14 protein-coding genes and 1 tRNA gene are annotated in these 12,316 nt (G+C 50.2%); 7 read left to right on the top strand and 8 right to left on the bottom strand.

The annotated features are described in order from the left end of the window. Positions 1-9: 9 nt before the first annotated feature. From BM485_03690 to BM485_03680, 3 genes are all read right to left on the bottom strand, one after another. Positions 10-387 (bottom strand): hypothetical protein, encoded by a 378-nt coding sequence (locus tag BM485_03690; protein OKY76351.1) that lies wholly within the window; start codon positions 385-387, stop codon positions 10-12. Between the two features lie 294 nt (positions 388-681). Then, on the bottom strand, positions 682-2,001 hold the full coding sequence (locus BM485_03685; protein ID OKY76350.1) for a transposase: 1,320 nt from the start codon (positions 1,999-2,001) through the stop codon (positions 682-684). A 375-nt stretch (positions 2,002-2,376) separates the two neighbouring features. Further along, positions 2,377-2,934 carry a hypothetical protein gene (locus BM485_03680; GenBank protein OKY76349.1) on the bottom strand — a complete coding sequence of 186 codons (558 nt, stop codon included), beginning with the start codon at positions 2,932-2,934 and terminating at the stop codon, positions 2,377-2,379. Between the two features lie 294 nt (positions 2,935-3,228). Here BM485_03680 and BM485_03675 point away from each other — a divergent pair, with 294 nt between their 5' ends. Beyond that, positions 3,229-3,642 (top strand): mechanosensitive ion channel protein MscL, encoded by a 414-nt coding sequence (locus tag BM485_03675; protein ID OKY76615.1) that lies wholly within the window; start codon positions 3,229-3,231, stop codon positions 3,640-3,642. A 68-nt stretch (positions 3,643-3,710) separates the two neighbouring features. Here BM485_03675 and BM485_03670 read toward each other — a convergent pair whose 3' ends face one another. Then, positions 3,711-4,568 carry a preprotein translocase subunit Tim44 gene (locus tag BM485_03670; protein OKY76614.1) on the bottom strand — a complete coding sequence of 286 codons (858 nt, stop codon included), beginning with the start codon at positions 4,566-4,568 and terminating at the stop codon, positions 3,711-3,713. A 444-nt stretch (positions 4,569-5,012) separates the two neighbouring features. Here BM485_03670 and BM485_03665 point away from each other — a divergent pair, with 444 nt between their 5' ends. Genes BM485_03665 through BM485_03655 form a run of 3 tightly spaced genes read left to right on the top strand, consistent with a single transcriptional unit; the run spans position 5,013 to position 7,694 of the window. Further along, positions 5,013-6,503 (top strand): SAM-dependent methyltransferase, encoded by a 1,491-nt coding sequence (locus BM485_03665; GenBank protein OKY76348.1) that lies wholly within the window; start codon positions 5,013-5,015, stop codon positions 6,501-6,503. Then, entirely contained in the window at positions 6,500-7,453 is a 954-nt protein-coding gene (locus BM485_03660) for a restriction endonuclease (GenBank protein ID OKY76347.1), read from the top strand. The genes BM485_03665 and BM485_03660 overlap by 4 nt, the downstream gene beginning before the upstream one ends. A gap of 22 nt (positions 7,454-7,475) precedes the next feature. Continuing rightward, positions 7,476-7,694: a hypothetical protein gene (locus BM485_03655; GenBank protein OKY76346.1), complete on the top strand. Its 219-nt coding sequence runs from the start codon at positions 7,476-7,478 to the stop codon at positions 7,692-7,694. 89 nt (positions 7,695-7,783) lie between these two features. Here the strand turns inward: BM485_03655 and BM485_03650 are convergent, their stop codons facing one another. Genes BM485_03650 through BM485_03640 form a run of 3 tightly spaced genes read right to left on the bottom strand, consistent with a single transcriptional unit; the run spans position 7,784 to position 10,075 of the window. After that, the gene (locus tag BM485_03650) at positions 7,784-8,146 is read right to left on the bottom strand and encodes a hypothetical protein (GenBank protein ID OKY76345.1); all 363 of its coding nucleotides are present in this window, start codon (positions 8,144-8,146) and stop codon (positions 7,784-7,786) included. A gap of 51 nt (positions 8,147-8,197) precedes the next feature. Further along, on the bottom strand, positions 8,198-9,385 hold the full coding sequence (locus tag BM485_03645; GenBank protein ID OKY76344.1) for a hypothetical protein: 1,188 nt from the start codon (positions 9,383-9,385) through the stop codon (positions 8,198-8,200). Between the two features lie 60 nt (positions 9,386-9,445). Beyond that, positions 9,446-10,075, bottom strand: coding sequence for a hypothetical protein (locus BM485_03640; GenBank protein ID OKY76343.1), 630 nt, complete (start codon positions 10,073-10,075; stop codon positions 9,446-9,448). A 939-nt stretch (positions 10,076-11,014) separates the two neighbouring features. Between BM485_03640 and BM485_03635 the strand changes: the two genes are divergently transcribed. The 3 genes from BM485_03635 to BM485_03625 all read left to right on the top strand — a co-directional run bounded on the left by BM485_03635 (position 11,015) and on the right by BM485_03625 (position 12,140). Continuing rightward, entirely contained in the window at positions 11,015-11,335 is a 321-nt protein-coding gene (locus BM485_03635) for a hypothetical protein (GenBank protein ID OKY76342.1), read from the top strand. Next, positions 11,328-11,684 (top strand): hypothetical protein, encoded by a 357-nt coding sequence (locus BM485_03630; GenBank protein OKY76341.1) that lies wholly within the window; start codon positions 11,328-11,330, stop codon positions 11,682-11,684. The genes BM485_03635 and BM485_03630 overlap by 8 nt, the downstream gene beginning before the upstream one ends. Before the next feature lie 225 nt (positions 11,685-11,909). Then, complete coding sequence (locus BM485_03625; protein ID OKY76340.1) at positions 11,910-12,140, top strand: hypothetical protein; 231 nt, start codon at positions 11,910-11,912, stop codon at positions 12,138-12,140. Positions 12,141-12,226: 86 nt separating this feature from the next. On the opposite strand, the gene BM485_03620 is transcribed toward BM485_03625, so the two are convergent. Then, positions 12,227-12,303: transfer RNA gene (locus BM485_03620), tRNA-Arg, on the bottom strand. Positions 12,304-12,316: the final 13 nt, after the last annotated feature.

The following is a 12,316-nucleotide window of genomic DNA, read 5'->3' as shown; positions in this document are numbered from 1 at the left end:
TCCACTCTTTTACATTCTGTGCAGTTGGAAGTTGCTTTCAATGCGGCGGCGCACGTCCGTAAGCCCGCGGGTGAACTGATCCGGCAGATTGAGCTCTTCGGCCAGTTTTTCCAGATCGCGCACTTCCGTTTCGATTTCAGAGATTTTGCCGGCCAGGCTTTCGGTCATGGTGTTGAAATTTTCGGCCATGATCCGCATCTGGTCTTTTTTGCGGAAGTTGATCCGGTGGGTCAGGTCGCCGTTGCCTGCCGCGGCCAGGCCTTTTTCAATCCGGTACATGGGGCCTGCGATCTTGTGCGAAACAAAAAGAGTGACGGCGATTGCCGCCGCGCTGACGAGGAACAGGGTGATGAGGTTGGTGTAGAGGATCGCCGGCAGGATGCTCATGGCAGTGGATTGTATTTCCAGCCGCGAGTTCTGGAATGAAGAGGTCAGCGTGTCCTGGGACAAGACGAAAAGCAACTATTCCCGGACGATTAAAGCCGACCGTCTGGAAGTAAGTTTTTATGCCGGCTGCGGAGATCAGATCGGAAAAATCGGCTCACAAGCCGGCTAATTGCCTTAAAAAAAATAACCATTGTCCAAAAGCCTGTTTTGGAGGACATAATTGTCCATCCGCCCCTGCCCGAATTTTTCCAGGCAAGGGACCTGCTCTTTGAAATAATTGTCCGGCCTTTTACGTTACCTGGGTAACGGCACCGGCTTGTGGTCCAAGATCGAGCGATACAATTCCTCCATGGTATCAATGTGGAATTCATGGAACTTGCTTCGGACCTTTTCCCAAAGGGATCTCTTGGTCTTCCATTTTTTCCAGGCAGCCTGGAAAAGTGGACAGCATAATTGCTGAATCTGGTCAACCAGAAAGGCCAGCATCATGAGCAGGACGAACACCTCGCTGAGATGCTGCTTGCCCAGGCCGAAGTTGTGGCCGAACTGGTATCCCTGGTTCTTCAGGGTATTGAACGTTTCGTTCTCTATTTTCCACCGGGCACGGGCGCCGCGCATAAACTGGTAGACATTCTCTTCGGTGATGTCCAAATCCGTAATCCAGCTAAAATGCTGCTTTTTGCCGGTTTTTGCGTTGATCTCCCAATATTCGACAAAGGTTACACGCTTATCCTGGTTCGATTTATTGAGTGGGGCATGATACACGATGCGGAAACAATGGCTTATGTCCGTATCTTTCTCGTCATCGATGGTCAGCTCGATTGTCTCACCATTTTCCACGGCTTGATCGACATACTGAAAGAGAAATTTATGGTCGCCTTCTTTAACTCCCAGGATATAGTGAAGATTATGCTTCTCAAGATCTTCAAGGTGGGGTGCATTGGAACTGAGTGAGTCCTCGTTGATAATGAACTTGAAGTGCGGGTGATCCAGGTGTAATTTTTCAAGCAAACGCCTGATGGCATTACGCTCGCAATCATTTTTTGTCTTTCCGTCCTGTTTCCTGATCGTCTCGGGACAAAGAGCTATCGCCTCTTTGTAATCAGGATGAACAACGGCCGCTCCGACCGTCTGGAGGTAATAAGTGACTTCTCCCGTCTTTGAGTTGACTCTTCCCATGCACGCATCGGAATGCAGCGCCTTGGATGAAAAATAACCGGTACCATCGAGATTCAACAGGTAGCCAACGTCCATGAACAGCATTTTTTCAAGAACCTTACCGCGTTGTAACGCCCGGAATGCATCCTTGAACAGCGGCCGGAGATCATTGGGGTCGACACCGTCCAGAATTTCACGCATCGAGGTATCGCAGGGGATGTCGCCCATGCCGTATATGGTTAAAAGATTTTGCGGCGCACAACGCCGTTCGTCAAAGGCCAGCAATGAAGGGTCTTTGAGGGAAAACATGGCAAAACCTGACATCAGGGCATCGGCAAGTGAAATTGTAACCTCACCCGGCCGATGATCATTAATTTCCCCGAATCCGGTTCTCATGGTTGCAAAGAGAGCATCCGCATTCAGGTGCTTGCGCAATTTGATTTTCTCGTTGCGCATGATTTCTCTTTCCCGTGCTTTCACAAGTGTTCTTCGATAGTTAGACATGGTCGCCTCCTATAAGTAGTTGATATTGCTTATAAAAGGCAAAAATCACTATCTTATTAGAATGTCAAGAAAAATTTTAATTTTGGGGAAAAAATTTAAAAAGTTTACGAAACCAATTTTTAAAAACTAAGCTATTGCTGCATCTTCGGGCCATCCGGGAATTGCTGGACGAAAAGCAGTCCGGTGGAGATGACGACCCCGGCCAGCAGCAGCAGACAGAATTTGATGATGAAATGGAACTGAAAACCCTTCTTGATGAAGTATTGCCGGCGTTTGACGGGTGAATCGTGCGGGGACATAAAGACTCCTTGCCGATGGTGCGCAATGTTATTTTCCGTACAGAAGATCCTCGTTGATATCGATGGCCGCCCTGTTCCGCAATTCATCGATCCACGCCTGGAGCGCCAGGCTTTTCTTGTTTTCCCGCAGCGTGTCCCGGATGGGGTCGTGCGCCTCGCTGAGGGAGATACCTTTGTCCCGGTATTGGGGACTTTGTTCGTAAAAGGCGGTGATTTCCTCTTCGGAGACCACGATGGAACGAGACAGTTCGGCGCTTTTCCGGTCGATCAGATCACGGATGAGGGTCGCCTCCCAGTATCTTTCAATGGCTGCGATGAATTTTTTTTCCCGGTCAAGGGCAAGTTTTTTCGCCTCCTGAATAAGCAGCTCTTTTCTGATGAGCTCCTCAAGAAAGGCCCGGCGTGACGCATCGGTCAATTTGAAGTCGGCGTCGTATTCCATCTCATCGGCAAGCAGGGTCTCGAAGTCGCCGACCGGGATATTGTACTCGTTAACCGTGGCGATATGCGGCTTTTCCGGTGTCGATTCACTGGAACAGCCGGGAAGCACCAGGATGATCAGGAGCAGGAGGGTGGAGGGCTTCATGGTCTGGAGAGCCTCATGACAATGTGATGTGAAATTGATCTGTTTGCATGCAGGCAAGGGTGTTGTCGCGCGACCGGTGACAAAAACCGAGTTCGTATGTTCTCATCGCACTCACGTGCATAGTGTGAGTGTATCGGGACGTTCCCGTAACTGCAAGTTTCTTTTCTTGACCTCACGGTTGGCGATGGCGTACAAGAAGAGAATGCATCTGATGGAAATGAATTTTCATTGCAAGTATCAGGGCCAATTGAAAAAATAATTTAATGACAAAACACAAGGAGAATGACCATGGGAATGATCAAGGAATTTAAAGAATTTGCCATGCGCGGCAATGTTGTTGATATGGCGGTTGGTATCATTATCGGCGGGGCGTTCGGCAAGATTGTCAGTTCGCTTGTCAGCGACGTCATCATGCCGCCCATCGGAATGCTGCTGGGCAGCATCGATTTTTCCGAGCTGGCAATCACGCTGCAGGACAAGACGGCCGAGGCGGAGGCCGTTGCCATCAAATATGGTGTCTTCATCAACACCATTCTTGATTTTGTTATCGTCGCCTTTGCCATCTTCATGGTCATCAAGCAAATGAACCGTTTCAAGAAAAAAGAAGAAGCTCCGGTGGCCGAACCGACGACCAAGGATTGCCCGAAATGCTTCACTCCCATTCACATCAAGGCGACACGCTGCCCGAACTGCACTTCCGAGCTGTAACCCGCGGAGTCCCGGCGCAATAAAAAAGCCGTGTCCGGCGCATTGCGCCGGGATATCTTGTCCCCGGCTTATTCGTTCACCGTTTCAATCCCTTCAAGCTTCCAGTCCTCGGTGCCCTGGGGCCGCGCCCAGGTCCAGTCCTCGGCAAATTTTACCGGCTGGGTCATGTTGCCGGAGATCAGTGCGCCGCTTTTGTCGTCAACGGTATAATCCAGAAGATTTGCGGTAAAGCGGACGGTGACAAAGTCTTCCTGATCCTGCTTGCCCGCGTCAAGAACCTCCACGGTGCGGATGGAGATGTTTTCCAGCTTGTTGATCTGGCCCTTGCCGCGCATTTCCTCGAAATGCCGTTCATACTGCTCGGCCAGCTCATTGCCGAGCAGATGGCGGTACGAGGAGAGATCGCGCCGCATCCAGCCGGCCTGTACCTGAAAGAACACGTCGGAGGCCACTTCGACAAAATGTTTTTCATTAAAGCCCGGATCGGTTTGGCGAATCAGGGAAAGCCCCTGGGCCGGACCTGCTGAAGCGGCGCCCGCCGTGGAGCCGGAAGAAGCAAAGCCGCTGAAGTCCGGCGGCGGCTGGAAGCCGGGCATGGTTGCCGAAACCGGCCGCGCGGAAAAACGTTTGAACAGGAAATAACCTGCCACGGCAAGAAGGATGAACGGCAGGATGCCGAGCCCGGAGCCGCCCATGCCGAACAGGCCGCCGAAAAGCATGGCGCCGAGCGCACCGCCCAGAAGTCCGCCGGCAAGGCCGCTGCCGAAACTTGATTTTTTAGTGACCGTACTCTGCTGGGTGGTGGTCGGAGACTTCTGCACAGGGGCCGTGCGGCTGAAACTGCGGCCGCCGGAACGGGAACGGGCATCGGCATAGTCGGCGGTGATCCCGCCCTCTATGAAGATAAGACCCAGAAAAAGAAGCAGAAATGGAGTGAAACGTTTCAAGAAAGTCGCCATGGTATCCTCATGAAAAAAAGAGATGATTCCGCTGAAATTCTTCAGCGGCGACGCAGAGGGGTTCCGCGTGAACCACGCACGGCGTCAAAACGTATTTGGCATACAATAGTCATATTCCTGGGTTTGACAAGGAAAAGATTGTTTGAATGGTGGGCCATACAGAATGCTTTAAGATTCCAGCAAAAATAAATATCAAAAAAGCAACCAGTTGTCTGTGAAGTGAAAAAAAACAGCAAGTACCCCTTAGCCTGGTTCTCCCATTTGCCTGCGATTAATTTCATTGCAATTCGTTGACGTAAGGAGAATAGTAAGACGATGTTTGGGTTCGGGAAGTGCTCAGGAATTGTGTCCCGGGAATGTGATGCCCGATGATGGTTTGCTGTTATCTCGCACTGGATAATAATAAAGGAGATTCATCACTTGTTGACAACAGTTGAACAAAATAGACTGCGAGTATCAAAAAATACCGATGCGCAAAGAAAATCGCAATTCGGGCAGTTTTTTACGCCAGCAAAAACCGCAGCTTTCATGGCTAGCCTATTTCCTGTCGCTAAGGGGAGTTGTCATTTGCTCGATGCTGGAGCGGGAATTGGTTCGCTTTCGGCCGCTTTTTTGGAAAGATGGTTTTCCGGGGATTTTCTTTTTGGGCGGATAGCACTGGATGTTTTTGAAATTGATGCTTCCCTACACCCTTATCTAACTCAGACATTGGCGAAATACAGAAACAATCCAGACTTTGCCTTAACGGTCCGAAAAACCGATTTTATACACGCCGCTGTTGACTATCTCTCCGGCAGTCTTTTCGCGGAACCACTCCCCAAATATACTCATGCCATCCTTAACCCGCCTTACAAAAAGATCAACAGTAATTCCGCACACCGTCTTGCCTTGCGCCGTGTCGGTATCGAGACGGTGAATTTGTATTCGGCCTTTATGGCACTAGCTGTTGCTCTATCCGCGCCAGGCGGACAGGTCGTTGCGATCATTCCTCGCAGTTTCTGTAATGGGCCGTATTACCGCCCATTTCGTGAATTCATCTTTGAACGCACTGCCATCCGGCACATGCATCTGTTTGAGTCACGTAGCAAGGCATTCAAGGATGATGCGGTACTGCAAGAGAACATCATCATCCGGCTTGAGCGTAACGGGCAACAAGGGCCAGTGACCGTTTCCACATCGACTGATGACACTTTCACCGACCTTGCCACACACGAATACCCATTTGATCAGATCGTATATCCCGACGACTCGGAAGGGTTTATTCACGTGCCGACGTCTTTCAATCAAAACATCGAAATATCCTCAGCTATCAGCTGCACGCTGGTTGATCTAGGCCTTATGATCTCAACCGGCCCGGTTGTCGATTTCCGCCTAAAAGCCCACCTTTGCGATATGCCTGTGGAGGGTACCGTTCCATTGCTATACCCCGGCCACTTTACCAGCAGCGGCACAATATGGCCTGTTGCAGGGATGAAGAAGCCAAACGCTATCCTGCGCAATGGGGAAACCGAAAAATGGCTTTATCCCAGCGGCTTTTATTGCGTGGTGCGACGGTTCTCTTCCAAGGAGGAAAAACGCCGAATCGTGGCGAGTGTGGTAGACCCGAGAGACTTTGATAACGCGCCGGTTTTGGGTTTCGAGAATCACCTGAACTTGTTTCACGAGAATAAACGCGGTTTGCCAGAGCTGGTGGCGCATGGTCTGGCTGCGTACCTCAATTCTACCGTTGTTGATGAAAATTTCAGGCGTTTCAGCGGCCACACACAAGTCAATGCTACTGACCTCAAGCTGATGAGATACCCGAGCCGTGACGCACTAATTGAGCTTGGCAACTGGGCCATGCAACACAAGGAACTTACACAGACGATGATTGACGACAAGATAGGGAAGCTCACCGCATGAACGACAAAAACGATTACATCAAGGCCGCTCACCAAATCATCGTTTCACTGGGTCTACCGCGGGCACAACAAAACGAACGTTCTGCGCTTTGCCTTCTGGCCCTGCTAAATCTTACGCCTGGCAAGAGATGGGCTGCCGCTGAAAATCCGCTTGTCGGAATCACGCCCATAATGGATTGGGCACGGAAGTACTACGACAAGGATTATGCTCCAAACACCCGCGAGACTGTCCGCCGTCAGACGATGCACCAGTTCTGTGATGCTGGTATCGCATTATATAATCCGGATAAGCCTGACCGCCCGGTAAACAGCCCTAAAGCGGTTTATCAGGTAGAACCAGGCGCGTTGGCTCTGCTACGCCAGTTTGGCACTAAGGCATGGCATAACGCATTGGCAACTTATCTGGCTAATCGAGAAACATTAGTCGCCCGTTATGCAAAGGAACGAAACCAGAACCGTATACCAGTTGAGATTGCCCCTGGAAAGAAAATCACCCTCAGTCCCGGCGAGCATAGCGAACTTATCCGGGCAATCATTGAGGACTTTGCCCCGCGCTTCGCGCCGGGCAGTGTGCTTGTTTATGCAGGAGATACCGGCGACAAATGGGGCTACTTCAATGCTCCTCTACTGTCTGAATTGGGTGTCGAGGTTGATTCTCATGGTAAAATGCCTGATGTAGTACTGCACTACACCGAGAAAAATTGGTTGTTATTGGTTGAGTCAGTTACCAGCCATGGACCGGTTGATGGCAAACGGCACGACGAGCTTGCTAATCTCTTTGCTGGTTCTAATGCCGGATTGGTCTATGTGACCGCTTTCCCAAACCGTGCAATCATGGGGCGATATCTATCGGAAATAGCATGGGAAACAGAAGTGTGGGTAGCTGATGCTCCGTCTCACCTAATTCACTTTAACGGCGCACGCTTTCTTGGGCCATACAATGAGTCTTAAGTCATTAATAAAATTAACAAAAATGTCAAACAATCGCAACAAAACCGACGCCGGGAAGCTGGCCGAGGCGCTACGCGGCAAGGTCACTGGCTGGCGCGGCTTATGCGTGCCGCTCGACAACCCATATATGAACTTGAAAGCATCCGAAGCTGGATTGAAAAAGCTTAAAGATTTTATCGATAAATTAGCGGACGTTCCAGAAGAAGAATGGCCCTATTTTACAGAAAATCTTACTGGATGATGAACGACAATTATAATTCCCCCCGGAAAAATAATTGTCGTTGATCAGCGGGCATCCATGCACTCCCGATCACCTCACCACACATTGTTTCAAGGATTTTGCTTGGGGTAGACTCGGATAATCCCGAGATCATGGGAGCCCCCCTTGCCCTCCGATCCCTCATATTCCAGAAACACTTTCACCGGCAAAGGCCCGAAGGTGTTCACCATGCTATGATCGTTCAGGCGATCTTCCAGCATGACTGTGAAAGAGACTTCCTGGTCATTGGCGACCACCACGGACGAAGTTGGAATGATCTTGATATATTCCCCAATTCCGAGGCTTTCTCTCTGATCATGCGAGTAGACAACCTGTTCATATTTCTTGGGTAACTGCGCCACACTGATCATGTCATATTTGAGACGGCATTTCACCTGCACGGCTTCGCCGGGGCGTGCATCGATCTCTCGCATCACGGATCCTCCTTATGCAACCACATCCTCATCAGGAGCGGTTCGCTTTTCCTATGCCTTTGAAAGAACAATAGACTCCGGAGAGACGGATGGAATCACCGCCCCATCTTTCCGGAGCTCTATGGTCTCCTCATAAACAGAGGGCACCCCGATGGCGTCCTTGCCGAGTTCTATGGACTCCTCATAGACCGATGGCGGCTCCGGTTTCCAGCCCTCACAAGGAGAGTCTATTGCCCATCGAATATACTTGATACAGCCGAAGGTGTTATCTCCTTTGTCGATTTCACGCCGCTCGGTCGGATGTCGTGTGCTCCTGCGCGCCTCCCCTTCCTGGGAAATCCAGCGCTTACAGCCGGCTATACCTTCTTTGGCGCGCGGACAGGGCCAGCGGCTTGGCTCGATTTTACTTCCGGGTTTGAATAAAAAAATCATGACTCGGCGGTTCGGGGCGTTCTCGGCGTTCCTCTTTTCCCTGTTTGGAGATTTTTGGTATTCTGCTTCCTCCTCTTGCGAAAAAAGCAGGCAAGGATTGAACTCACTGCAACCCTGGTAATCACCCCTGCCGCCCGGGTCCGCCCCCCGTGCCAGAAAGTCTTCTTGGTGGGCCAGTTGATAGGGTTCACCCTTCTTGTCCACGCAGACATGGTCCATATAGGCCTTGTATAGCTTGGGGCGGGTTTGGGACCCAGGATCTCCATCATCATCCAGTCCCTGTTCTCGCTGAAACGCCTTAATAGCGTCCAGGGTATCCGGGTCTTGTTTCCCGGTGATGGGCCCTCTGTAATAACCCAAGGACGAGAGCATGATCTGGATTTCGTCGGTATCCCATTTGTCTTGCCCGCAAGGGTTCTTATAGAGGTCCTCCCAGAGATCGGTGTTGCGGACCAGCATCCCATAGACAGCCTGGGCGCGACGTCCACTAAGGGTCTTGTTGGACGCGTCGTCCCCCACGGGATCGGCATGCCCGAAGATCGACAAGGGAGCATAGGGATGATCCTTTCGGAGAGCGTCAAGCTCTTGGAACTCGTCCGTTGCTTCCGGCTTGATGAAAGAGGAGGCGAACTCGAACCGAATGTCATCGACTCTCCAGCAGGCAACAGGGACAAGGGCCACTTTTACGGTATTATATTCGCCGTCACTCGACGGGGCCACCAGGACCCGCTGAAACTTTCGTTGAGGATGTTCGCCCGACAAGCCACCTTGTGATGTCCCTCGAACCCCGCTGCTTTCATTGGCCATCTGCTACACCTGTTAGTTCGAGCCGGACCGAGGTTCTCGGGACCTCCTGCGTCCATACTTCTAGCATCCGTGGATTTCCTTGAGTTTGGCCTGCGTGTTGGGGCCGCAGTCTCCATCCACTTTAAGCCCGAAGTCACATTGGAATTCCTCAACAGCCAGACGAATCTGCTGTTCCTTGATGCACCCCATGGGCCCTGCGTTGTATCCCAGGTTATGGAGACGCGACTGCCACCCAGTCGGCTCTTCGACTGGGTCTAAACGGCCGATTTCGAGCGGGATCTCCGTGTCCTGAATCGTGAGCTTTCCGCTGGTCGCGTTCATGGGAATCCGCTGTTCAATGCGGCCGTTACTGTCCGTGGTCAGCGGATACTTTGTGAGACCCAGCCGCAGTTCGCAGGAGGTGTCGGCAATGGGTTGATCTTCGGCGTCCTTAATAACGATTCGCAGCATCAGAACCTCTCCGTGGTATCGAAAACGATGCCGCTGCTCTCCTGCGCATGGCTCTTCCTTGATTTCCTTGTCAGGAATAAAAATACGGTCCCCCGGAAAGAGGACATTGGGGTTCCCCCGTTTGTTTTTGAGCTCCGCATTTTCGGGATGGTCCCAGATGGCCTTGTGACTCGAAAAACCATTTTCCGATGCGATCTTTGAAAGATATTCCCCCTGTCGGACAACGTGAACCTTTGGCATCTTCAGGATCCTAACCCGGCAGAACCGGCACCAAGAAAGCAACAAGACTCGTGCCGCTAGGCACACGAGGAGCAAGAAGCAAGAAAGAAATTACAAGTTTTTTAATGATCGGGTTCATTGTTGTCAAGTTCCATTTGCACGCAACTATTTCCTTAATTAAAGACCGAATACGAGATCGAGCACGAAAGGTTTCGACTCGCCGATGATCAAGAAGGATCTTCAACGAAAACGGACTCGATCTTCATCATAAAAAAAATAAGATGGCAGATAATGCCTTTTTTCCCGCACTCGGGCTTCCCGCTGGTGCGGTCCGCGCTTTTTCATCGCGGACATAATTTTTGATCTCCATTTCGAGTTGAAAAACTTCTCTCTTGGTGGAGCGAATTTGGAGCAAAAATACAAGAAAATAAAAAAGCGACTAACCGTTAATCGGTTAACCGCTTGAGATTACTGGCGCGCCCGGAGAGATTCGAACTCCCGACCCGCGGATTCGAAGTCATTATCTTCCGGGCTTCATCATCCTCATTATATTGTAACTTAATGAAATAACATAGATTAAATTTTCTGTATTTTAGTAAATAACTGAGAATCCCATTGATTTTGGATTATTTTTCACACATGAATTCTCACACGGAAACGTGATTCTGTGATTTGATAATAGTCCTTCTCCATCGAAAGAACAACCTAATAGTCATTTGAAAAGTGTCACCATTGACTCAGGATTGAAAATATATTTGATTTCGGGATTGGGGTTCTCTTGACTTGAATCAGGCCGGGGACATGTTGACTTTTCTGATGGTGTGAAATTGGTAGGCGTCCAATATTTTATACCTCTCCTCGGAAATTTTTCCGGAATTCAGTTCAACTCGCATTGTGTTTCATGAGATAATGCCCCGATCACCAGTTGACACAATTACGCCAATGACGTATATATAATTTATGATCATCGTCGAAACGCCAATTTTCACCAAACAGCTTCTCTCTGCTCTTTCGGATGAAGAGTACCGTCAGTTCCAGAATATGTTACTTGAGAGGCCTGATGCAGGTAAGATTATACCCGGCAGTGGTGGTCTTCGTAAATTGCGCTGGGCGGCGGAAGGACGCGGCAAACGAGGTGGCCTGAGGGTAATCTATTATTGGTTCACCGCCAAAGGGACTATTATACTCCTGTTCATCTATCCAAAGAACATGCAGGACAATTTAACGCCCGACCAACTTAAACAGCTTAGGATGATCGTTGAGGAGGAATATCATGAATGATGAACTTTTTAAAGAACTGCTGGAAAGCGTGAAGCAGGGGGCGGCAATCATGAAAGGCTCAATGCAGCCTTCTCGTTCATTTGAATTTCCTGAGACCGAGGTTCGCGCTCTGCGTGAACAGTTCGGTCTCTCTCAGGATAAATTTGCACACCTTGTTGGCATCAGCGTGGGGACGTTGCGTAACTGGGAACAGGGGCGCCGTAAACCGGAAGGGCCTGCGCGTGTACTCTTGCAGGTTGTTTCCCGGCATCCTGAGATTCTGCTTGATATAGCGGGAGAACAGGCCTCAAATGCAAAGCGCCAAACCAGCAGCTCAACCCGGATCTCCAAAAAGGAGGCAGCCGGTTAGATCAAAGACTTCAGTATAAAAATAGTGGAAAGCAAATAATACATGCAGGATTGCTATTGCCAAAGGTGCAACCGGAAAAAAGAAAGGCGGCCACCTCACTCCCGGAAGGGTGCCAATGTCCAACCAGTTGTATGAAGTTTTATCAGGCAGGCATGAGAAGCGTGATCTCCAGAAAAACCGTGGGTATTCTGGCATCGATACTGGAGCAGAAAAGAAAATCGTTTTGTGGAAGGGCCTTATCTTGATCGGAAAAAGATCATGAGAACCCTATGCGCAAAGGCTGGGGTGAGATATTTCCGGTTTCAGGCGTTAAGGCATGCCGGCGCACCCGTTATGGAAAGCTTCAATGTGTCGATCGGCTCAATCCAGCGAATTCTCGGTCACGAGAACCGTTCCACAACCGAGATCTACTTGCACAGTATCGGAGATTCGGAGCGACAGGCGATAGCAGCTTAAGAGCTTGCCAGGCAAAAGTCTCACACGAATTCTCACACATAGCAAAAAAGAGGTTACGTCAGATTGGCGTAACCTCTTGAATTTACTGGCGCGCCCGGAGAGATTCGAACTCCCGACCCACGGATTCGAAGTCCGGTACTCTATCCAGCTGAGCTACGGGCGCTTGATGATCGTGA

The organism is Desulfobulbaceae bacterium DB1 (assembly GCA_001914235.1).
Lineage (GTDB): Bacteria > Desulfobacterota > Desulfobulbia > Desulfobulbales > SURF-16 > DB1.
The sequence above is the reverse complement of the archived record's forward strand: the minus strand, read 5'-3'. Positions and strand labels throughout refer to the sequence as shown.